Annotated in this window: 19 protein-coding genes; 18 read left to right on the top strand and 1 reads right to left on the bottom strand. The window is 60.4% G+C overall.

Going from position 1 to position 22,385, the window contains the following annotated elements:
- Positions 1–79 precede the first annotated feature (79 nt).
- The 4 genes from mutS (at position 80) to murJ (ending at position 8,474) form a co-directional block, all read left to right on the top strand.
- Positions 80–2,755: a DNA mismatch repair protein MutS gene (gene mutS, locus E8M77_RS06845; RefSeq protein ID WP_137129878.1), complete on the top strand. Its 2,676-nt coding sequence runs from the start codon at positions 80–82 to the stop codon at positions 2,753–2,755.
- A 124-nt stretch (positions 2,756–2,879) separates the two neighbouring features.
- The gene (locus E8M77_RS06840; protein ID WP_137129877.1) at positions 2,880–3,881 is read left to right on the top strand and encodes an AraC family transcriptional regulator; all 1,002 of its coding nucleotides are present in this window, start codon (positions 2,880–2,882) and stop codon (positions 3,879–3,881) included.
- Positions 3,882–4,068: 187 nt separating this feature from the next.
- The gene (locus E8M77_RS06835) at positions 4,069–6,909 is read left to right on the top strand and encodes a [protein-PII] uridylyltransferase (RefSeq protein WP_137129876.1); all 2,841 of its coding nucleotides are present in this window, start codon (positions 4,069–4,071) and stop codon (positions 6,907–6,909) included.
- Positions 6,906–8,474 (top strand): murein biosynthesis integral membrane protein MurJ, encoded by a 1,569-nt coding sequence (gene murJ, locus E8M77_RS06830; protein WP_137129875.1) that lies wholly within the window; start codon positions 6,906–6,908, stop codon positions 8,472–8,474. Before E8M77_RS06835 ends, murJ begins: the two co-directional genes overlap by 4 nt.
- Before the next feature lie 28 nt (positions 8,475–8,502).
- On the opposite strand, the gene E8M77_RS06825 is transcribed toward murJ, so the two are convergent.
- Positions 8,503–8,934: a DUF882 domain-containing protein gene (locus E8M77_RS06825; RefSeq protein WP_137129874.1), complete on the bottom strand. Its 432-nt coding sequence runs from the start codon at positions 8,932–8,934 to the stop codon at positions 8,503–8,505.
- Between the two features lie 422 nt (positions 8,935–9,356).
- Here E8M77_RS06825 and trpS point away from each other — a divergent pair, with 422 nt between their 5' ends.
- From trpS to metK, 14 genes are all read left to right on the top strand, one after another.
- Positions 9,357–10,421 (top strand): tryptophan--tRNA ligase, encoded by a 1,065-nt coding sequence (gene trpS, locus E8M77_RS06820; RefSeq protein ID WP_137129873.1) that lies wholly within the window; start codon positions 9,357–9,359, stop codon positions 10,419–10,421.
- Positions 10,422–10,544: 123 nt separating this feature from the next.
- Positions 10,545–11,036 (top strand): universal stress protein, encoded by a 492-nt coding sequence (locus tag E8M77_RS06815; RefSeq protein WP_137129872.1) that lies wholly within the window; start codon positions 10,545–10,547, stop codon positions 11,034–11,036.
- Positions 11,037–11,420: 384 nt separating this feature from the next.
- A complete protein-coding gene (locus E8M77_RS06810; RefSeq protein ID WP_137129871.1) occupies positions 11,421–11,987 on the top strand; it encodes a NifU family protein in 567 nt (188 codons plus the stop codon).
- 7 nt (positions 11,988–11,994) lie between these two features.
- Positions 11,995–12,654, top strand: a complete 660-nt coding sequence (tsaB, locus tag E8M77_RS06805) for a tRNA (adenosine(37)-N6)-threonylcarbamoyltransferase complex dimerization subunit type 1 TsaB (RefSeq protein WP_137129870.1) — start codon at positions 11,995–11,997, stop codon at positions 12,652–12,654.
- Between the two features lie 8 nt (positions 12,655–12,662).
- The gene (locus E8M77_RS06800) at positions 12,663–13,157 is read left to right on the top strand and encodes an N-acetyltransferase (RefSeq protein ID WP_137129869.1); all 495 of its coding nucleotides are present in this window, start codon (positions 12,663–12,665) and stop codon (positions 13,155–13,157) included.
- Between the two features lie 42 nt (positions 13,158–13,199).
- Positions 13,200–13,628 carry a Fur family transcriptional regulator gene (locus tag E8M77_RS06795; RefSeq protein WP_137129868.1) on the top strand — a complete coding sequence of 143 codons (429 nt, stop codon included), beginning with the start codon at positions 13,200–13,202 and terminating at the stop codon, positions 13,626–13,628.
- Positions 13,625–14,419, top strand: coding sequence for a 1-acyl-sn-glycerol-3-phosphate acyltransferase (locus tag E8M77_RS06790; RefSeq protein ID WP_137129867.1), 795 nt, complete (start codon positions 13,625–13,627; stop codon positions 14,417–14,419). Before E8M77_RS06795 ends, E8M77_RS06790 begins: the two co-directional genes overlap by 4 nt.
- A 67-nt stretch (positions 14,420–14,486) precedes the next feature.
- The gene (gene miaB, locus E8M77_RS06785; protein WP_137129866.1) at positions 14,487–15,890 is read left to right on the top strand and encodes a tRNA (N6-isopentenyl adenosine(37)-C2)-methylthiotransferase MiaB; all 1,404 of its coding nucleotides are present in this window, start codon (positions 14,487–14,489) and stop codon (positions 15,888–15,890) included.
- 34 nt (positions 15,891–15,924) lie between these two features.
- On the top strand, positions 15,925–16,980 hold the full coding sequence (locus tag E8M77_RS06780) for a PhoH family protein (protein ID WP_137129865.1): 1,056 nt from the start codon (positions 15,925–15,927) through the stop codon (positions 16,978–16,980).
- 20 nt (positions 16,981–17,000) lie between these two features.
- Complete coding sequence (gene ybeY, locus E8M77_RS06775) at positions 17,001–17,510, top strand: rRNA maturation RNase YbeY (RefSeq protein WP_137129864.1); 510 nt, start codon at positions 17,001–17,003, stop codon at positions 17,508–17,510.
- 9 nt (positions 17,511–17,519) lie between these two features.
- Positions 17,520–18,689, top strand: coding sequence for a hemolysin family protein (locus E8M77_RS06770; protein WP_137129863.1), 1,170 nt, complete (start codon positions 17,520–17,522; stop codon positions 18,687–18,689).
- Positions 18,690–18,776: 87 nt separating this feature from the next.
- The gene (lnt, locus tag E8M77_RS06765) at positions 18,777–20,384 is read left to right on the top strand and encodes an apolipoprotein N-acyltransferase (protein ID WP_137129862.1); all 1,608 of its coding nucleotides are present in this window, start codon (positions 18,777–18,779) and stop codon (positions 20,382–20,384) included.
- Positions 20,385–20,533: 149 nt separating this feature from the next.
- Positions 20,534–20,953, top strand: coding sequence for a helix-turn-helix domain-containing protein (locus E8M77_RS06760; protein WP_137129861.1), 420 nt, complete (start codon positions 20,534–20,536; stop codon positions 20,951–20,953).
- Between the two features lie 188 nt (positions 20,954–21,141).
- Positions 21,142–22,383 carry a methionine adenosyltransferase gene (gene metK, locus E8M77_RS06755; RefSeq protein ID WP_137129860.1) on the top strand — a complete coding sequence of 414 codons (1,242 nt, stop codon included), beginning with the start codon at positions 21,142–21,144 and terminating at the stop codon, positions 22,381–22,383.
- The last annotated feature ends 2 nt before the right edge of the window (positions 22,384–22,385 follow it).

Raw genomic sequence — 22,385 nt, 5'->3', positions numbered from 1 at the left:
GGTTCACTGCGCGCAACAGAAAACCACCGGGAAATCCTTGGAACGCTCTATCTCAGAAACCTTGAATACAGCCGCGCTGATGTCTGCGGAAAGCCGTGCCACGGCCACTCCGATGATGGAGCAGTATATCGAGATCAAGGCGAACAACCCGGATTCGCTGCTCTTTTACCGGATGGGCGATTTCTACGAGCTGTTCTTCGAGGATGCGGTGGAGGCGGCCCGTGCGCTCGGCATTACGCTGACCAAGCGTGGCCAGCATATGGGCCAGGACATCCAGATGTGCGGCGTGCCGATCCATGCCGCCGATGATTACCTGCAAAGGCTGATTTCGCTCGGCTACCGCGTCGCCGTCTGCGAACAGGTGGAAGATCCGGCAGAAGCGCGCAAGCGCGGCTCCAAATCCGTCGTGAAGCGCGATGTGGTGCGGCTTGTTACCCCCGGCACGCTGACGGAGGACAAGCTTCTTTCGCCCTCTGAATCCAATTATCTGATGGCGCTTGCCCGCATTCGCGGGGGAAGCGAAACGCTGATGGCGCTGGCCTGGATCGATATCTCGACCGGCGTCTTCCGGGTGGCGGAAACCACGCCGCTTCGGCTTCTGGCCGATATCCTGCGCATCGAGCCGCGCGAGCTGATCGTGCCCGATACGGTCTTTCATGATCCAGAGCTGAAGACGACCTTCGACATTCTCGGCCGCGTGGCCGTGCCGCAACCGGGCGTGCTGTTTGACAGTGCGACGGCGGAAAACCGTATCACGCGCTATTTCGGCGTCGGCACGCTGGATGGCTTCGGCACGTTTTCGCGCAGCGAACTTGCCGCAGCGGCAGCGGCCGTCGCCTATGTCGAAAAGACCCAGATTGCCGAGCGCCCGCCCTTGAGCGCGCCGGAGCGGGAAAGCGGCGGCTCTACCCTCTTCATCGATCCGGCCACCCGTGCCAATCTGGAAATGACGCGCACGCTGTCTGGCGATCGCGACGGCTCGCTGTTGAAGGCGATCGACCGCACCGTGACCGGCGGCGGCGCGCGGCTGCTGTCCGAACGGCTGATGTCGCCGCTCACCGATCCGGCTCAAATCAGTCGTCGGCTCGATAGCGTGGCCTTCCTGATCGACGAGCCATCGCTGTGTTCCGATCTGCGCGCCGCGCTGAAACATGTGCCGGACATGCCGCGTGCTTTGTCGCGCCTGGCGCTGGATCGGGGCGGTCCGCGTGATCTCGATGCCATCCGCCAGGGGCTTGCCGCTGCGCGACGCGTCTTTGATCTGCTGTCGGTCGCACTTTTGCCGGAAGAATTGTCGCAGGCGCAGATCGATCTGCAGGCGCTGCCGGCCGAGGTCGAGCAATTGCTGGCCGAAACGCTGTCTGATGACATGCCGCTGATGAAGCGGGATGGCGGCTTTGTGCGTGACGGCGCCCATGAAGAGCTGGACGAGGTGCGGGCCCTGCGCGACCAGTCGCGGCGTGTGATTGCCGGCCTGCAGCTGCAATATGCCGAAGAGACCGGCATCAAGTCGCTGAAGATCAAGCACAACAATGTGCTCGGCTATTTCATCGAGGTGACCGCCGGCAATGCCGGCCCTATGATCGATACGCCGGACGCCAAGGCCCGCTTCATCCATCGCCAGACCATGGCGAACGCCATGCGCTTTACCACGACCGAGCTGGCCGATCTGGAAACCCGCATCGCCAATGCCGCCGACCGGGCGCTGACTATCGAGCTTGCCGCCTTCGAGCGCATGACGGCAGCGGTGCTGGCATCAGCCGATGCGGTAAAGGCCGGCGCGCGCGCACTTGCCATCATCGATGTGGCGGCAGGCCTCGGGCTTCTGGCGGAGGAATGGAATTATTGCCGGCCGCAGGTGGATGGCTCGCGCCAGTTCAACATCGAGGGCGGTCGCCATCCCGTGGTCGAGCAGGCGCTGCGCCGGCAATCCTCGGGCTCGTTCATTGCCAATGATTGCGATCTATCGCCCAATAGCGATGGCGGGTTTGGCGCGCTCTGGCTGCTCACCGGCCCGAACATGGGCGGTAAATCGACCTTCCTGCGCCAGAATGCGCTGATTGCCATTCTGGCGCAGATGGGCTCCTTCGTGCCGGCCCATGCAGCACAGATCGGCGTCGTCGATCGGCTTTTCAGCCGCGTCGGTGCCTCCGACGATCTGGCGCGCGGTCGCTCCACCTTCATGGTGGAAATGGTCGAAACCGCTGCCATCCTCAACCAGGCAACCGACCGTTCGCTGGTCATCCTCGATGAAATCGGACGCGGCACGGCAACCTTCGACGGTCTGTCGATTGCCTGGGCGTCCGTCGAGCACCTGCATGAGGCCAACCGCTGCCGGGGCCTGTTTGCCACGCATTTCCATGAGTTGACGGCGCTGTCTGAAAAGCTTGGACGGCTGTCGAATGCCACCATGCGGGTGAAGGAGTGGGATGGCGATGTCATCTTCCTGCATGAAGTGGGGCCCGGTGCGGCCGATCGTTCCTATGGCATCCAGGTGGCAAAGCTTGCCGGCCTGCCTGATGCAGTCGTTTCGCGCGCCCGCGATGTGCTGAACAGACTGGAAGATGCCGACCGCAAGAACCCGGCAAGCCAGTTGATCGATGACCTGCCGCTGTTTCAGGTGGCGGTGCGCAAGGAACAGGAAAGGCGGGGACCGTCCAAGGTCGAGGAGGCGCTGAAGGCGCTCAACCCCGATGACATGACCCCGCGCGAGGCGATGGATGCGCTTTATGCGCTGAAGAAGCAGTTGGGGTGACAAGGCCGACAGCTGGAGGGGCGGTGATGATGCCCCACACCTTGCCGCTTTCCCCATGCATGATGACCTCAAACATGATAGAGGCCATCTTGACCCTGTCTAAGGCCAATCGAGGCGCGCTTCCTTGCTTTCCGTCCCGCTGCCATTCATCGCCGGCCTTGCCTTCGCGCTGACACTCTTTCGCAATCTGCGGGGTGTGGAAACGGGCGGTTCTCGCTTTTATCTCTTTGTGTTTCTGGCAGCTTACGCCGTGCAGGGCATGATTGTCGGCCTGCGTTTCGGCTATGGTATCGAGGCGCTTGGGCCTGTCCAGCCAATCACTGCGGCAGCCATGCCGCCGCTTGCCTTTCTCGCCTTTCGGGCTCTGTCTGCCTCTCCCATCCACCATTCCTGGCTGCATCTGGGCGCACCGATTGCGGTTGCCTGCGGGATCACATTTGTCTGGCCGCTGGTGGATATTCTTCTCGTTTCAATTTTTCTGTTCTATGCGGTGCTTCTTTACCGGCTGACGCTGAATGAGCCGGAAGCCGTGGCCGAAGCATCGCTGGATCGAACGATTCCGGCCTTGCGCGCGGCGCGGCTGACTGCCGGGCTGATGGCGTTTTTCGGTCTGGCCGATGGCCTGGTGTCGATTTTTGTCGCGCTTTACGGACCAGCCTATGTGCCGCTTGCGGTGAGCGCCATGAATATTGCCGCCATTGTCGTGGTGCTTGTCTATTATTTTGCGCCGGAACCACGAAGCGGCGGCGGATCGGCCATGACGGTGGCTGTCGTCCAGCCGACGGTGGCGGATAAGGCGCTGTTGTCGCGCGTGGAAGCCGCCCTTGATGCCAATGACCTCTATCGTCAGGACGATCTGAGCCTGGCGAAACTGGCGCGCCGCGCAGGCCTGCCGGCCCGCGAGGTGTCGATCGCCATCAACCGGATCACAGGCCTCAATGTCTCGCAATTCGTCAACAACAGGCGCATCCGGGAAGCCTGCCGGCTGCTGGAAGAGACCGAAAAGCCGCTGACCGAGATCATGTTCGATTGCGGGTTTTCCACCAAGTCCAACTTCAATCGGGAGTTTCGCCGCGTGACTGATGCCAGCCCGTCGCAATGGCGTGCACTTCGCCGCGCAGCCTGATCCGGTAACCCCTGGGAAACCAAGTCTTGCGAAACATCAGCGGGGCAGGGCATGTGGCGCGGGGGCGAAACCGGATGGCAAGGCAAAGAGCACCAGTGTGCCGGTTTGAGGCATTCGACCGATTTGATTGTGCAAAGCGACAGCGAAACGGTATAGCGCCATACGGGAGCCGCACCGGCAGGATAACATGGCAAGACACGAAATAGATTATTCGGAACTTCTGGATCTGGCGCATCTGCGCGAGGAATGCGAGACGATCGCGCGGCGCAGTTCGACCAAGCTTCTGGAAATGCGCGCCGCTCTCCTGCCTGTGCTGCGCCGGGCCAGCAATGAAGGCCGCGACCGGGCGCGCGCCGCACTTTCTGTCGATGGCAGCGGCCTCAACTGCGCCGAGCGGATTTCCTGGGTTCAGGACCAGCTGATCTGCATCATCTATGAAACGGTTGCCAAGCATCTCTACAGGACGGCAGCGCCGCATGTGACGGTCACGGCGGTGGGCGGTTATGGTCGTGGAACGCTGGCGCCGGGCTCGGATATCGATCTCCTGTTCCTGTTGCCGCCCAAGAATACCGAGGACATGCGCAAGGCAGTGGAGTTTCTCCTCTATGTGCTTTGGGATCTCGGCTTCAAAGTGGGCCATGCGACGCGCACCGTGGATGAATGCATCGCGCTTTCCAAGCAGGACATGACGATCCGCACTGCGATCCTCGAAACGCGCTATCTTTGCGGCGCCAAGGCATTGGCGAAGGAGCTGGAAACCCGTTTCGATGCGGAAATCGTCAATCATGGCGGTCAGGATTTCATCGCTGCAAAGCTTACCGAGCGTGACCTGCGCCACCAGAAGGCCGGCGATACGCGCTATCTGGTGGAGCCGAATGTCAAGGAAGGCAAAGGCGGTCTGCGCGATATCCAGACACTGTTCTGGATTGCCAAATATCACTACCGCGTGCGCGATACGGCCCAGCTGGTGAAGCTTGGCGTGCTATCGCGCCAGGAACTGCGCCTTTTCCAGAAGTCCGAGGATTTTCTCTGGGCCGTGCGCTGCCAGATGCATTTTCTGACCGGCAAGGCGGAAGAGCGCCTGTCCTTCGATATCCAGCGCGAGATTGCCGAAAGCCTCGGCTATCACAACCGCCCGAACCTTTCGGCCGTCGAGCGCTTCATGAAGCATTATTTCCTGGTGACGAAGGATGTCGGTGATCTGACCCGCATTCTCTGTGCCGCACTGGAAGAAGAGCAGGCAAAGCCGGCACCCGGCATTTCCGGCGTGATTTCCCGCTTTCGCAAGCGCGTGCGGAAAATTCCCGGCAGCGCCGAATTCGTCGAAGACCAGGGGCGCATTGCGCTGGCGGATCCGGATGTGTTCAAGCGCGATCCGGTCAGCCTTATCCGCCTGTTTCATGTGGCAGACCTGCACGGGCTGGAATATCACCCGGATGCGCTGAAGGCGATTACCCGCAGCCTGTCTCTGATCGATGACGATCTGCGCGAAAATGCCGAGGCAAACCGCCTGTTCCTCTCTGTGCTGACCTCGCGACTGGAGCCGGCACTGACGCTTCGCCGCATGAACGAGGCCGGTGTGCTCGGCCGCTTTATTCCAGAATTCGGCAAGATCGTCGCGATGATGCAGTTCAGCATGTATCACCACTATACGGTGGATGAGCATCTGATCCGCGCCGTCGAGGCGCTGTCGGATATCGACAAGGGCCGCTTTGCCGAAGAACATCCGCTGGCCAATAAGCTGTTGCCACATATCGAGGAGCGCGAGGCGCTTTATGTCGCTGTGCTACTGCATGATGTGGCCAAGGGCCGCCAGGAGGATCATTCGATTGCCGGCGCCCGCGTGGCGCGCAAGCTTGGACCCCGCTTCGGGCTGAAGCCGAAACAGGTGGAACTGGTGTCATGGCTGATCGACCAGCATCTCTTGATGTCGATGGTGGCCCAGACGCGCGACCTGCATGACCGCAAGACGATCACCGATTTTGCCGAAAACGTGCAATCGCTCGACCGACTGAAAATGCTGCTGGTGCTGACCATCTGCGATATCCGCGCGGTTGGCCCCGGTGTGTGGAATGGCTGGAAGGGCCAGCTTCTGCGCACGCTCTATTATGAAACCGAGCTTCTGCTGTCGGGCGGCTTTTCGGAAGTGTCGCGCAAGGAGCGCGCCAAGGCCTCCGAAGAGGCACTGGCCAAGGCGCTTGGCGACTGGAGCCAGAAGGATCGCAAGACCTATTCGAAGCTGCATTATCAGCCCTATCTCCTGTCGGTCGCGCTGGAAGATCAGGTGCGCCATGCCACCTTCATCCGCGATACGGACAAGGCCGGCCAGGTTCTGGCGACCATGGTACGCACCGATAGTTTCCGGGCCATCACCGAAATCACCGTGCTGGCGCCCGACCACCCGCGCCTCCTGTCGATCATTGCCGGTGCCTGCGCCGCAGCCGGGGCCAATATTGCCGATGCGCAGATCTCCACCACCACGGATGGACGCGCGCTCGATACCATTCTCATCAATCGCGAATTCCAGAACGATGAGGACGAGTTGCGGCGTGGCGGCACGATCGGCCGAATGATCGAGGACGTGCTGTCGGGCAAGAAGCGCCTGCCGGAAGTCATTGCCACCCGCGCCAAGTCCAAGAAGCGCAACAAGACCTTTACCGTGCATCCTTCGGTGACGATCTCCAACACGCTGTCCAACAAATTCACCGTGGTCGAGGTCGAGTGCCTTGACCGTACCGGCCTGCTCGCCGACATGACCGTGGTGCTGGCCGACCTGTCGCTGGACATCCATTCGGCGCGCATCACCACCTTTGGTGAAAAGGTCATCGACACTTTCTATGTGACCGACCTTGTCGGGCAGAAGGTCAGCAATGAGAACCGTCAGGGCACCATCCTGACACGGTTGAAGACGGTGATCTCCGAACAGGAGGACGAATTGCGCCGTGGCATGCCGTCCGGCATCATCGCACCGGACCCGGCAGCTGTTACCACCGGCAATGTGCCGCGCAAGAGCCGGGCGGACGCATGAGCCTCGTCAAGAAATTCGCCACCGTCGGCGGCGCCACGCTCGGCAGCCGCATTTTCGGCTTTGCCCGCGAAACGATGATGGCGGCAGCGCTCGGCACCGGGCCGATGGCCGATGTGTTCTACGCCGCCTTCCGCTTTCCGAATCTGTTTCGTCGGCTGTTTGCCGAAGGCGCTTTCAACGCCGCCTTCGTACCGCTGTTTTCCAAGGAAATCGAGGCAAACGGCCTTGATGGTGCCAAGCGCTTTTCCGAGGAAGTCTTCGGCGTGTTGTTTTCGGCGCTGCTGATCATCACCATCGGCATGCAGCTTTCCATGCCGCTTCTGGTGCGCTGGATCATCGCACCCGGTTTTGCCGATGATCCGGAAAAGACGGCAACCACCATTCGTCTCGCCGTGGTGATGTTTCCCTATCTGATGTGCATGTCGCTGACGGCAATGCTGAGCGGCATGCTGAATTCGCTGCACCATTTCTTTGCTGCCGCTATTGCCCCGGTCTTCCTCAATGTGGTGATGATCGCTGCGCTGTTTTACGCGCTGTGGACGGGTTCCGATCCGGCACAGACCGCCTGGTATCTGGCCTGGAGCGTGCTGGTGGCGGGTATCCTGCAGCTGGCTGTCGTCTATGTCGGCGTGCTGAGGGCCGGCATCAGCATCCGCTTCCGCATGCCGCGCATGACACCGAACGTGAAGCGCCTGCTGATCCTGGCCGTGCCGGCCGCCATTACTGGCGGTGTGACGCAGATCAACCAGATCATCGGCCAGGCGATTGCGTCCAGCAAGGAAGGGGCGATTGCCGCCCTGCAATATGCCGATCGCATCTACCAGCTGCCGCTTGGCGTCGTCGGTGTGGCCGTTGGCGTCGTGCTGTTGCCGGAACTGTCGCGGGCGCTGAAGGGCGGCCATATGAAAGAGGCGGCGGGTATCCAGAACCGTTCGCTGGAATTCGTGCTGTTCATGACACTGCCGGCGGCCGGTGGCATCTGGGTTCTGTCGGATGCCATCATCCGGGTGCTCTATGAGCGCGGCGCCTTTTCAGCGGACAATACCGCCGTGGTCGCCTCTATTCTTGCCATCTATGGTCTCGGCCTGCCGGGTTTCGTGCTCATCAAGGCGCTGCAGCCGGGCTTTTATGCCCGCGAAGACACCAAAACGCCGATGCGTTTCACCATGCTGTCGGTGGCGGTCAATTCAGGCCTTGCCATCACGCTGTTTCCCCTGATCGCCGAGCGCGGCATTGCCACGGCGGAAGCCGCTGCCGGCTGGATCAATACCGTGCTTTTATTTGCAACGCTGCTCTATCGCGGCGATCTCAAATGGGAATGGGCGCTTGCACGGCGCACCGGCCTGCTTCTGGTGGCGACCGGCATCATGTGCGCGGCCCTTACCTATGCGCTCGGTCATGCCGGCGTCTGGCTTCAACCGGAAACATCGCTGCTGCGGCAGGTCATTGCGCTGTTTGGGCTGATCGGCCTTGCCATGGTCGTCTATTTCGCCAGCGCCTTCCTGATCGGCGGTGCCGATCTCGGCATGATCCGCCGCAACCTGAAGCGCAAGCCGAAGACCTGAGAGCCGAAGTCCTGAGAGCTGCGGCCCGTCAGGACTTTCCGCAATGTACCCAGCGGCGCTTCGGGCCGACATCCACATGGATGATGCCGTTGCAGTAACGCCCGATCCCGCCAATGCCCGGCGCCGTAGAGGCTGCGGCAATAATCGTGCGGTCGGATACGCCCGGCACGCGGATATCGGCGGCAAGACAGCTCGTATGCTGCGAACCGCCGGATCGCGGCCGATGGCCGGAGGTGACGATCGGCTTGCGACCGGTCTCTGACGCGATATGCGCCAGGATTGCTTCCAGCTGGTCCGGGAAGCAGGCGGTTTTCACGCTCACCCGTTGCACGGTATAGGTCGCGCTGTAATCCTCCTTGAACAGATTGCCACGGCGCTTCTTCGCTCCGGTGTCCTCCGCTGCCAGGGCATTGGTGAAGGACAGGACGCTGGCCAGCGCGACGCAAAACAGGATGCGCATGATATCTCCGTCAGCTCGGCGCCCCGCATGAGACGAGGGGCTGTTGAAAGTGATGGAGCATTTCGTTTCAGAAAGTGACATGAGTAAGGATAAATTTGCTCAAATTAGTGATTAGTTCGCCTTAAATCCTAATTTTCATTAACCATTTATGGCGGTGCCAAGGCAAAACCCGATAGTCGGTCGGTTCACTGTGCCCTCACGCCACTGAGCCGCATAGGTCCTCTGGGCAGTGCGCAGGGGCTATGCCGCCATGAAATCGGCTCTCTGGTGACCAAGCCTCTTGATCCCTGACCCTTCGGCGTGCTTCAAGCGCGCCGTTAGCACCATGGCCGTCAGGGGCAGGACGCGGAAAGATCTTCACCCTTTCCGATGACCTGTTTTCCCGAAAGCCTGTGGCCCTCCACCAGCCTGATGAGGACATCATGAACAGTTTCCAGCCGCTCGTTTTTTCCGGCGTCCAGCCGACGGGCAATCTGCATCTCGGCAATTATCTCGGCGCGATCCGCAAATTCGTGGCGCTGCAGGACAATAACGACTGCATCTACTGCGTCGTGGACCTGCATTCGATCACCGTACAGCTCGTGCATGAAGACCTGCGCGGCCAGATCCGCGCGATTGCCGCTGCCTTCATTGCCTCGGGCATCGATCCGGTCAAGCACATCGTCTTCAACCAGTCGGCCGTGCCGCAGCATGCGGAACTGGCCTGGGTCTTCAATTGCGTTGCCCGCATCGGCTGGATGAACCGCATGACGCAGTTCAAGGACAAGGCCGGCAAGGACCGCGAGAATGCCTCGCTCGGTCTTTTGGCCTATCCGAGCCTGATGGCCGCCGATATTCTCGTCTACCGCGCCACCCATGTGCCGGTCGGCGACGACCAGAAGCAGCATCTGGAACTGGCCCGCGACATTGCCCAGAAGTTCAATATCGACTTCCAGGAGAAGATCCGCGCGACCGGTACCGGCGTCGATATGGTCGTGGGCGAGGAGCCGATCCATGGCTATTTCCCGCTGGTCGAGCCGCTGATCGAAGGCCCGGCGCCGCGCGTCATGTCCTTGCGCGATGGCACGAAAAAGATGTCAAAATCCGATCCCTCGGATCTGTCGCGCATCAATCTGATGGACGATGCCGACGAGATCCTGAAGAAGATCCGCAAGGCAAAGACCGATCCGGAAGGCCTGCCCTCGGACCTGGAAGGCCTCAAAGGCCGCCCGGAAGCGGAAAATCTCGTGGGCATCTATGCGGCCCTGTCCGACAAGACCAAGCAGGAGGTGATTTCGGAATTCGGCGGCCAGCAGTTTTCCGTGTTCAAGCCGGCGCTGGCGGATCTGGCCGTGCATGTCCTGTCCCCGATCACCGGTGAGATGCGCCGCCTGATGGACGATACGACGCATATCGATGCGATCTTGCGCGATGGCGGCGAGCGTGCCGGCGCCCGCGCCGAAAAGGTGATGAACGAAGTCAGCGATATCATCGGCTTCCTGCGCTGAAAATCCTGCCACTTTCTCTGCATGGCAGACCCGCTGATCACGCATGATCAGCGGGTTTTCATTTTGTGTGATTGGTATAAGTTCGGCCCGAACAACCAGGTCGGGTAGGCGAGGAGAGCGGTCATGGTTTCAAAGCGGCTTTCACGGATGGAGGGCCATAGGCGCAAGTTCCTGGCCGTGATCGATGGTACGCCGGAATGCGAGCGCGCCGTGCATTATGCAGGGCGTCGGGCCAAGAACTCCAATGGCGGGCTCATTCTGCTGTTCATCATTCCGGAAGGCGATTTCCAGCAATGGCTGGGTGTCGAGCAGATCATGCGCGCCGAGGCCCATGAAGAGGCGGAGGCTGCCATGGCGAAGGCCGCCCAACAGGTGCGCGATTCAATCGGCATCGATCCGGAAATCGTCATCCGCGAAGGCATGGCGACGGAAGAAATCAATGCCGTGATCGAGGAAGACCGGGATATCGCTATCCTGGTGCTGGCGGCCGGTTCCACCAAGGAAGGTCCCGGTCCGCTCGTCACATCGCTTGCTGTGCGCGGCACGGCCTTTCCCATTCCCGTCACCGTTCTGCCAGACACGCTGACGAATGACGAAATCGACGCGCTGTGCTAATACCAAGTGTCAATGATAGGAACCTATTGCGTGGGACCTGAGACGTTCACCCGGCAAGGAGCATACCGGAGAGCGATGCTGTTCGCATCGGTCGAGGATTGCGACATAGCCGGTGAACGAAATCCGGCCCATGCGAAGGACCGGGCGCTTTTGCCTCCCGGACTTTGTCGAAAATCCTCGCCGGACCGAAAGGTCCGACTGCGGTTTTCTCCTAGCCGGAAACCAAAATCGCTCCGGCGCAATAGGTTTCTATCATCGACACTTGGTATAAGGCCACCCTTGATCCTCTCCGGTAAAATGCGCACTTGAATGCAAACCTGAACCGGATTATCTTCTTTGGAAGAATTCTAAACTGGCGCTGAAAAGCTGCCGAGGAGACCGCACATGTTCATCCAGACCGAAGCAACGCCGAACCCTGCCACCCTGAAATTCCTGCCCGGCAAGGTCGTGATGGAAAAGGGCACGGCGGATTTCCGTTCGACCGAGGAAGCGCAGGCCTCGCCGCTTGCGGCGCGCCTGTTTGCCATTCCCGGCGTCACCGGTGTCTATTTCGGCTATGATTTCGTCACCGTCAGCAAGGAAGCCCAGGAGTGGCAGCATCTGAAGCCGGCGATCCTCGGCTCGATCATGGAGCATTTCATGTCCGGCCAGCCGGTCATGGGCGGCTCGGCCAGCATGGCGGAAGTGACGGACGAAGAAGGCGAATTTTTCGAGGCCGGCGATGAAACCATCGTGGCCACCATCAAGGAATTGCTGGAAAGCCGCGTGCGCCCGGCCGTGGCGCAGGATGGTGGCGATATCACCTTCAAGGGTTTCCGCGAGGGGACTGTCTATCTCAACATGAAGGGCGCCTGCGCTGGCTGCCCGTCATCCACGGCCACGCTGAAGCATGGCGTGCAGAACCTGCTTAAGCATTTCGTCCCCGAAGTGCAGGCAGTCGAAGCGATCTGATCTTCTGATGATAGTTCTCGCCATCGATACGGCCGGGGTGGATTGTTCCGCCGCGGTCTATGACGCCGAAGCGGATGCGGTGCTTGCAACAGTGTCCGAGCGTATCGGCAAGGGCCATGCGGAACGGCTGATGGCGATGATCGACGAGGTGCTGGGTAAAGCCCGTCTACCGTTGAAGGCTGTCGGGCGCGTGGCCGTCACCATCGGCCCCGGCTCGTTTACCGGTATCCGGGTGGGCGTTGCGACCGCGCGTGGGCTGGGCCTTGCGCTACCGGCAGAGGTTGCGGGTGTCACAACGCTTGAAACCCTGGCAAACACCTATCTTTCAAACCATCCGGATCGGGCCGTTATTGCCGCCATGGATGCCAAGCGCGATGAGATCTATGCGCAGGCCTTTGATGTGAAGGGTGAGGCGCTGGGCCAAGCTCTTTCGCTTTCGCTGGAAGAACTGCGCCAATTGGCGCAGAGGCATGATGCGGCGGTGACCGGCTCGGCAGCGGTGCTTCTCGCCGGGGAAGCGCCATCCGGTGAGCCCGACCGTTTCGATATCGGCATGGTTGCCCGCATGGGTGCCAGGGCTGATGTTGGTGCAGCACGACCGAAACCGCTTTACCTGCGCGGCCCGGATGCTAAACCCCAGGACGGATTTGCACTCGCCCGCGCCTGACCGAACCGATGTTTGACGATTATCTCAGCTGGAAGCCCTTTTTCGATATCGTTCCTTTGCAGGAAGGCGATTGCCGTGCCGCGTCGGAACTGCACGGTCAGCGCTTTGCCCGGCAGTGGAATGATGGTGAAATCTCCGGCCTTCTATTGCAGCCCGGCGTCTTCGGTTTTGCCGCCTTCCAGACCAATGCGTTTTTCAGCCGGCCGCTGGGCGGCTTCGTTCTGTCGCGCGAGGTTGCCGGCGAGGCCGAAATCCTCACCATTGCCGTGACGGAAAAGGTGGCGCGCAGCGGCCTTGGCTGGCGGTTGATGCAGGCGGCGCTGCGCGAAGCTGTCGAGCGCGGTGCTGAAACCATGTTCCTCGAAGTGGAGGAAAACAACCGCGCCGCCGTCGGGCTTTATCAGCGTCTGGGCTTCCAGCAGGTGGCGCGCCGACCCGCCTATTATGCAAGTGCCGATGGCACCCGGTCGGCAGCGCTTGTCATGCGGCGCGATCTTCGTTAGTCCCTGTTTTAGACCAAGACTGTAATACAAGGCCGGTACACGATGACGGACCTCACCAAATCCCTGGAGGAACTGTGTGCCGAGCGTGGCATGCGGATGACCGACCAGCGGCGCGTCATTGCCCGCATCCTGCAGGAGTCCGACGATCACCCGGATGTCGAGGAGCTCTATCGGCGCTCGACAAGGGTAGACGCGCGCATTTCGATTTCCACCGTCTATCGCACCGTCAAGCTTTTCGAAGATGCCGGCATTATCGAGCGGCATGATTTTCGCGATGGCCGCTCGCGCTACGAGACGGTGCCTGAAGAACATCATGACCATATGATCGATGTGAAGACCGGCCATGTGATAGAGTTCCGTTCCGCCGAGATCGAGGCTTTGCAGGAACGTATCGCCCGCGAGCATGGCTTTCGCCTTGTCGGCCATCGGCTGGAGCTTTATGGCATCCCGCTCGACAAGGACGACACGTGATCAATCGGCTGCGGATCGGCGTCATTTTTGTCACCCTCTCGCTGGTGACGCTGTTCCTGATCCCTTTGCAGCTTCTGGCCCTCTGGCTGGATTGGCCGCTGCGCCGCACCCTGCCGCGCCTTTGGCACCGCATTGCCTGTCATATGCTGGGTATCCGCATTCGTCAGCATGGCAGGCTGGAAAGCCGCCGGCCGCTGATGCTGGCCGCCAATCATGCCTCGTGGAAGGATATCCTCGTGCTTGGCGCCGTGGCCGATGTCGTCTTCATCGCCAAGGCGGAAGTGGCGGGTTGGCCGGTGTTCGGGCTTCTGGCCAGGTTGCAGAAAACGATCTTTGTCGTGCGCGAGCAGAAGCGCAAGGCCGGCGAGCAGGTGAACGAGATCGCCGATCGGCTGGCAGCGCGAGAACTGGTCGTGCTGTTTCCCGAAGGCACGACCTCTGACGGCAACCGGCTGCTTGAGGTGAAATCATCGCTGTTTGGCGCAGCGGCGGCCGCCGTTCCAGGCTCACCGGAAGGTGTTGTCTATGTCCAGCCGGTATCGATTGCCTATACGGGGTTTTATGGCATGCCGATGGGCCGCTATCATCGGCCGATTGCCGCCTGGCCGGGCGATATCGAAATGGTGCCGCATCTGATGGGCGTGCTGAAGGCTGAAGCGCTGGAGGTCGATGTGGATTTCGGCGAGGTGGTCGAGTTTCGCGCCGAGACCCATCGCAAGGTGGCAGGCGCGCTGGTGGTCGAGCGGCTGCGCAACATGTTGCGCCAGCGGCTCTATGCCAACAATCGATGACGTCTGCGACCCGCGCCCGGTGAAACATCCCTTCTAATGCGGGCAATCTTGCAGTAAAGAAGCGCCCATGACCGACCAGACCGCCACATTCACAGCCGCAGCCAAGGCCGGCGCCGACATTGCCAACACGCGCAAGGTGTTCATCAAGACCTATGGGTGTCAGATGAATGTCTATGATTCCGTGCGCATGGGCGATGCGCTGGCAAGCGATGGCTATGTCACCACCGACAGCATGGAAGAGGCGGATCTCGTTCTCTTGAACACCTGCCATATTCGCGAAAAGGCCGCCGACAAGGTCTATTCCGCGCTTGGCCGGTTGCGCGACATGAAAAAGGAGCGCGCCGCCAATGGCCGCGAGATGATGATCGGCGTGGCCGGTTGCGTCGCGCAGGCGGAAGGCGAAGAGATCCTGCGCCGGGCACCTGCCGTTGACGTGGTCATCGGCCCACAGACCTATCACCGCCTGCCGCAGGCCCTGAAGCGCGCCCGTGCCGGCGAGCGGGTGATCGAGACCGATTACGCGGTCGAGGACAAGTTCGAGCACCTGCCGAAGGTGGACAAGGCCGCCACCCGTTTGCGTGGCGTCACGGCCTTTCTCACGGTTCAGGAAGGCTGCGATAAGTTCTGCACCTTCTGTGTCGTGCCCTATACGCGCGGGTCCGAAGTGTCGCGGCCGCTGGCCCAGATCGTGGATGAGGCAAGCCGGCTGGTGGAGGGCGGCGTGCGCGAGATCACCCTGCTTGGTCAGAACGTCAATGCCTGGCATGGCGCGGGTCCGAAGGGCGAGGCCTGGGGCCTCGGCGACCTGCTCTACCGGTTGGCGGAGATTCCGGGCCTTGCCCGTCTGCGCTATACGACAAGCCATCCGCGCGACATGGACGACCGGCTGATCGAGGCGCATCGCGATCTGCGCGCGCTGATGCCCTATCTGCATCTGCCGGTGCAGGCCGGATCCGACCGGATCCTGAAGGCCATGAACCGGCGCCATACGGCGGCCGACTATCTGCGTCTCATCGAGCGCATTCGCACGGCGCGACCCGATATTGCCCTGTCGGGCGATTTCATCGTCGGTTTTCCCGGCGAAACGGATGCGGATTTCGAAGATACGCTGCGGCTTGTGGAAACGGTCGGCTATGCGCAGGCCTATTCGTTCAAATATTCCACGCGTCCTGGAACTCCGGGCGCCGATCTTGGTGCGCAGGTGGAAGAGCATGTCAAAGGCGAACGGCTTGAGCGCTTGCAGGCTCTGCTTCTGAAGCAGCAGCAGGATTTTGCCGAAAGCTGCGTCGGAAAGATCATCGATCTGTTGCTGGAAAAGCCCGGTCGCATGCCCGATCAGCTGATCGGGCGCTCTCCTTGGCTGCAGTCTGTGAATCTTGATGCAAAAGCATCGCAAATCGGTGACATTGTTTCTGTACGAATCATCGCCGCGGGACCAAACAGCTTGTTTGCCGAGAGAACAGAGCGTTAAATGGTTTCCAGCCACCGAATGGGAGCGTGACTCATTGAACGGACGTGAATTGGTTTCTTCACCCTCGCGCAACAGCCGAACCGCCGCGATAGACGCCAATCACTTCGTCTTGACCTTTGAGAATAACCGGCTCGCCAGCGAACTCTTCGGACAATTCGATCAGAACCTGAAGCTTATGGAACAGAAGCTTCACATCGAAGCGGTGGCGCGCGGCAATTCCGTCAGCATTACCGGTGAGCTTCTGGCCACCAACCAGGCGCGACGGGCGCTGGATTTCCTCTATGAACGCCTGCAAAAGGGCGCCTCGGTTGAAACCTCCGATGTGGAAGGTGCACTTCGCATGGCCATTGCGGCAGATGACCAGCTGACCCTGCCGACGCTTGAGCGCAAGGCCAAGCTTTCCATGGCGCAGATTTCCACCCGCAAGAAAACGGTGCAGGCGCGCACGCCGACGCAGGACGCCTATATGCGGGCGCTGGAACGGTCCGAACTGGTATTCGGTGTTGGCCCGGCCGGCACCGGCAAGACCTATCTGGCCGTCGCCCATGCCGCCCAGCTTCTGGAGCGCGGCGCTGTCGATAAGATCATCCTGTCGCGTCCGGCCGTCGAAGCCGGCGAGCGCCTGGGCTTCCTGCCCGGCGACATGAAGGAAAAGGTCGATCCCTATCTGCGGCCGCTCTATGATGCGCTCTATGATATGATTCCCGGCGACAAGGTGGAGCGGGCGATTGCCGCCGGCGTCATCGAAATCGCGCCGCTTGCCTTCATGCGTGGACGTACGCTTGCCAATGCCGCCGTCATTCTCGATGAGGCGCAGAACACAACATCCATGCAGATGAAGATGTTCCTGACGCGTCTGGGTGAGAATGCCCGCATGATCGTGACCGGCGACCCGAGCCAGGTGGATCTGCCGCGTGGCGTCAAATCCGGTCTTGTCGAGGCCTTGCAACTGTTGAGCAGTGTCGAGGGTATTTCCGTCGTGCGCTTCAAGGATACCGATATCGTGCGCCATCCGCTGGTTGGCCGCATCGTTCAGGCCTATGATGCGCAATATGCCGTTCAAGACGAGAGCGAGGATGCAGGCCGCTGAGACGCGGCTGAAAAACGCTTATGCCAGACCTGGACATACAGATCAGCGTGGAAGACGAGCGCTGGCCCGACGAAGAGACGCTTGCCGCCATGGCCGAGCGCGTGGTCGGGGCTGCGGCCGCATTCATCGCCCGCGAGGAAAACCAGCCTTTTCCCCCGCATGCCGCCGAGCTTTCTCTCGTCTTTACCGATGATGCGGCCATCCGCGAGATCAATGCCGAATGGCGCGGCCAGGACAAGCCGACCAATGTCCTGTCCTTTCCGGCCTTTCCCATTACGCCGGGCAAAATGCCGGGCCCGATGCTGGGCGATATCGTCATTGCCCGCGAGACGCTGGAGCGGGAAGCCGCCGACCTCGATAAGCCTTTTGATGAGCACCTGACGCATCTGATGGTGCACGGTTTTCTGCATCTTTTCGGCTATGATCACATCGAAATCGACGAGGCTGAAAAAATGGAAGGCCTCGAGACTCGTATTTTGGCCAGGCTTGGACTATCTGACCCCTATGCGGGACAAGACCCGTTGGTGTAAACTGGAACCATGAACGACATTTCGACACACGCCGCGCATGACGGCAGCGGTTCGGACCAATCTTCCTCTGAAGAGGGTGGCAGTCCGCTCAAACGCGAAGCGCCTGGGCGGTCGCCCAATTCATTCTGGTCGCGGGCATTCCGGCTGTTGCGGCCATCGCAGGGCGAACGCCTGCGTGAGGACCTCGCCGATGCCCTGATGACGGATACAGCCGTCAGCGGCGCCTTCTCGCCCGAAGAACGGGCCATGCTTCACAATATCCTACGCTTTCGCGAGGTTCGCGTCGAAGACATTATGGTACCCCGCGCCGATATCGAGGCGGTCGATGTCAACACGACGCTTGGCGAATTGCTGATCCAGTTCGAAGAGAACGGTCGCTCGCGCATGCCGGTCTATCGCGAGACGCTGGACGATCCGCGTGGTTTCGTCCACATCCGCGATCTCTTGTCCTATCTGGCCAAGCAGGCCCGCAACAAACGTCGCAGTTCCTCCAAGATTGCAGAGGAGCCCGACGGCTCTGCCGCCCTGGTCTTGACGACAAAGCCGGCGCGCACCCCGCGCGCCGCGTTCGATCTCGGGCGCGTCGATCTCGGCAAGTCGGTTGGTGATGCCGGGCTGATCCGCAAGATCCTCTTCGTTCCGCCCTCCATGCTGGCTTCCGACCTTTTGCAGAGCATGCAGGCGGCCCGCACCCAGATGGCGCTGGTGATTGATGAATATGGCGGCACCGACGGTCTCGTCAGCCATGAAGACATCGTGGAAATGGTGATTGGCGATGTCGAGGATGAGCATGACGATGAAGAAGTCATGTTTTCGCGTACCAGCGAAGATGTGTTCATCGCAGACGCCCGCGTCGAGCTCGAGGAGATCGCGGCGGCGATCGGCTCCGATTTCGACGTGCGCGATCAGTTGGAAGATGTCGATACACTCGGCGGCCTGATCTTCTCGGCGCTGGGGCGCATTCCGGTGCGCGGAGAACTGGTGCAGGCCGTTCCCGGTTTTGAGTTTCAGATCCTGGATGCCGATCCGCGCCGGATCAAGCGGGTGCGTATCGTGCGTCGTCGCCAGATGACGGCACGCCGTCGCCTGTTGAAGGGTGAAACCGAGCAGCCGGCGCTGGAGACACAGACCCTTGCCGCGCCCGTATCGCCGGCCAATCCGGAACAGCATGGACCCTGACGCCTAACCTGCGCTAACAAGGATTCGAACCTGGCCGGACATTGTCCTGCAAGCTCTCGATCGTTGCGCAATAGGGAAGGGGAATTCATGGAATGGCTTGCCAGCAGGGTCATCCTTCTCTGGGGTGCAAGGCGGGCGGGGCTCGCCGTGCTTGCCGGCGCCTTCGGCGCACTGGCCCAGCCACCGTTTTCCTTCGTTGCGGCGCTTTTCGTTTCCTTCACATTTCTCGTCTGGCTGATGGATGGCTCGGCCACGGCGCCGGGCTCCGGCCTTTTCGCGCGCTGGCGCTCGACCTTCTGTCTCGGCTGGTTGTTCGGCTTCGGCTATTTCGTGGCCGGTCTTTGGTGGCTCGGTAATGCGCTGCTGGTCGATGCCGATGAGTTTGCCTGGGCGCTGCCGCTGGCCGTGCTTGGCCTGCCTGCCGTGCTCGCCATCTTCTATGGCATGGCGACCTGGATCGCCGGCTTGTTCTGGTCCGACGGCTTTGGTCGTCTGGCTGCGCTGGCGCTGGGTTTTGGCCTTGCCGAATGGCTGCGCAGCTTCCTGTTTACCGGCTTTCCATGGAACGCCATCGGCTATGGCGTGATGCCGATCCCGGTGTTGATGCAGTCGGATGCGGTCATTGGACTGTTCGGTGTCTGCGCGCTTGCCGTCTTCGTGTTGTCTGCGCCCGCACTTCTCGGCACGCGGCGCGGCATGGCGGGCGGCCTGTCGTTGGCCGTGCTGCTGGCGGCAGCCCATATCGGTTATGGTTTCTATCGGCTGGGTCAGGCACCGGATATTGCCGCGCCAGATGCAGGCGCCAGTGCAGGCACGATCGTGCGCCTTGTGCAGCCGGTCATCGACCAGGCTCGCAAGATGGAAAATGCCGATCGCATCGCCGTTTTCGAGGAGCATCTGAGCCTCAGTGCCCTGCCGCCGAAACCGGGTGCCCGGCGTCCCGATATCATCGTATGGCCGGAAACTTCGGTGCCCTTCATCCTGACGCAGAACCGGGACGCACTGGCGCGCATTGGCGATGTCTTGCAGGACGGGCAGATCCTGGTTGCGGGGGTCGTGCGTTCGGAGGATGCTGCACCCGGCCAGCCGCCGCGCTATTATAACTCCGTCTACGCCATTGACAGCCAGGGCCAGATCGTTGCCGCCGCCGACAAGGTGCATCTGACCCCATTTGGCGAGTATCTGCCCTTTGAAGACTTCTGGAACGAATTTGGCATTGGTAATATCGTCGATATGCCGGGCGGCTTCACAAGCGGGGCAAGCCGCACGCTATTTACCCTGCCCAGCGGCCAGGTGTTTTATCCGCTGATCTGCTACGAGGCGATCTTTCCGGATGAAATCACGGCGGCTGTTGGGCGTGCTTCGGCGCTTCTCAACATCACCAACGACGCCTGGTTCGGCAATACGCCCGGCCCCTATCAGCATTTTCTACAGTCGCGCCTACGGGCTGTTGAAACGGGTCTGCCACTGATTCGCGGCGCCAATAGCGGGATTTCCGCCATGATCGATGGTTATGGGCGTATTGCGCGTGGACTTGATTTTGATCAAAAAGCTGTCATTGACTCCACTCTGGGTGGTTCCGCCCACTCTATTTGGAGCAACTATAGTCGACAAACGCACTTCTGGTTGATCATTGTGACGCTGGTTCTGATTGCAGGAGTTTCGCGTCTGGGTTTAAAAATACGGCTCAATTGACCAGAAACCCCTAAGATTGCATAGTGCTTTGGCCTCGTGTGTTGACATATGCTGATGTTCGCCAATTGGGCACTGGCAATATTAGTTATGGTATATGTTTACACGTTAAGCGGGTCGCGGGGAAATTCAGCAACTTAGGACGCTTGAGAATGATAGAGAACAAGAAGAAGCCGAACCCGATCGACATCCACGTTGGAAGTCGTATTCGTCTTCGCCGCACCATGCTCGGAATGAGCCAGGAAAAACTGGGTGAAAGCTTGGGAATTACGTTCCAGCAGATCCAGAAATACGAGAAGGGCACCAACCGGGTCGGCGCAAGCCGCCTGCAGAATATTTCCAGCATCCTGAATGTGCCGGTATCCTTCTTTTTCGAAGATGCACCCGGCGACCAGCCGGTCAATCAGGCTGGTATGGCCGAGGCATCCAGCTCCAACTATGTCGTTGACTTCCTGTCCTCATCCGAGGGCCTCCAGCTCAATCGGGCTTTCGTCAAGATTTCGGATCCCAAGGTTCGCCGAAAGCTGGTCGATCTCGTCAAGGCTCTGGCTGCTGAAGCCGACGTGGAGTGAACCAATATTCAAGAGGCAATTGCCGAGCGGCCATCTGGCCGCTTTTTTTATGGCCGATTTTGACAAGAATCTGCATTCCGGTAACCTCTCCTTGTCGTATAAAGATATATTTATGTGGTTGTGTCCTTGTCTTTGATGTCTGAACTGACTACGACAGTCACCGGTTTGTTCTTGAGGGGAATCCCAGCATGCGCGCCAATTATCTGTTTACCAGCGAATCCGTTGCCGAAGGCCATCCGGACAAGGTTTGCGACCGTATCTCCGACGAAATCGTCGATCTTGTCTATCGTGAAGCCGCCAAGACGGGTGTCGATCCCTGGAAGGTTCGCATTGCCTGCGAGACGCTGGCGACGACCAACCGCGTTGTCATCGCCGGCGAGGTTCGCCTGCCGCCGAGCCTGATGAAACAGGACAAGGACGGCAACAGCGTCATCAATCCGTCCAAGTTCAAGGCTGCTGCCCGCCGCGCCATCAAGGACATCGGCTACGAGCAGAATGGCTTCCACTGGAAAACTGCCAAGATCGATGTGCTGCTGCACTCGCAGTCGGCCGATATTGCCCAGGGCGTGGACAATGCAGCAGACCAGCAGGGCAATGAAGGTGCTGGCGACCAGGGCATCATGTTCGGTTACGCCTGCAACGAAACGCCGGACCTGATGCCGGCGCCGATCTATTATTCGCACCGCATCCTGCAATTGCTCGCCACGGCCCGCAAGGTAGGTGAAGGTGATGCTGGCAAGCTCGGTCCCGATGCCAAGAGCCAGGTCACGGTGCGCTACATCGATGGCAAGCCGGCAGAGGCTGTATCGATCGTGCTCTCCACCCAGCATCTCGATGACAGCTGGGATTCGGCCAAGGTTCGCCAGGTCGTTGAGCCTTACATCCGCGAAGCGCTGGGTGATCTGAAGATTGCCGATGACTGCAACTGGTACATCAACCCGACGGGCAAGTTCGTCATCGGTGGTCCCGACGGTGATGCCGGCCTGACCGGTCGCAAGATCATCGTGGATACCTATGGTGGGGCAGCTCCGCATGGCGGCGGTGCATTCTCCGGCAAGGATACGACGAAGGTAGACCGTTCGGCCGCCTATGCCGCCCGCTATCTGGCCAAGAACGTTGTGGCCGCCGGCTTTGCCGACAGCTGCACGATCCAGATTTCCTATGCCATCGGCATTGCCCAGCCCCTGTCGATCTATGTCGATCTGCACGGGACCGGCAAGGGTGCTACGGAAGACCAGGTTGAGGCGGCAATCCGCCAGGTCATGGATCTTTCCCCAACTGGAATCCGTCGCCATCTTGACCTGAACAAGCCAATCTATGCAAAGACTGCATCCTACGGCCATTTCGGCCGCAAGGCGGGTCGCGATGGTTCCTTCTCCTGGGAGAAGCTGGATCTCGTGAAGCCGCTCAAGGAAGCAATCAAGGGCTGAGC

It is taken from the genome of Rhizobium sp. FY34, assembly GCF_005222845.1.
In the GTDB taxonomy this organism is placed as follows: Bacteria; Pseudomonadota; Alphaproteobacteria; order Rhizobiales; family Rhizobiaceae; genus Neorhizobium.
The sequence above is the reverse complement of the archived record's forward strand: the minus strand, read 5'-3'. Positions and strand labels throughout refer to the sequence as shown.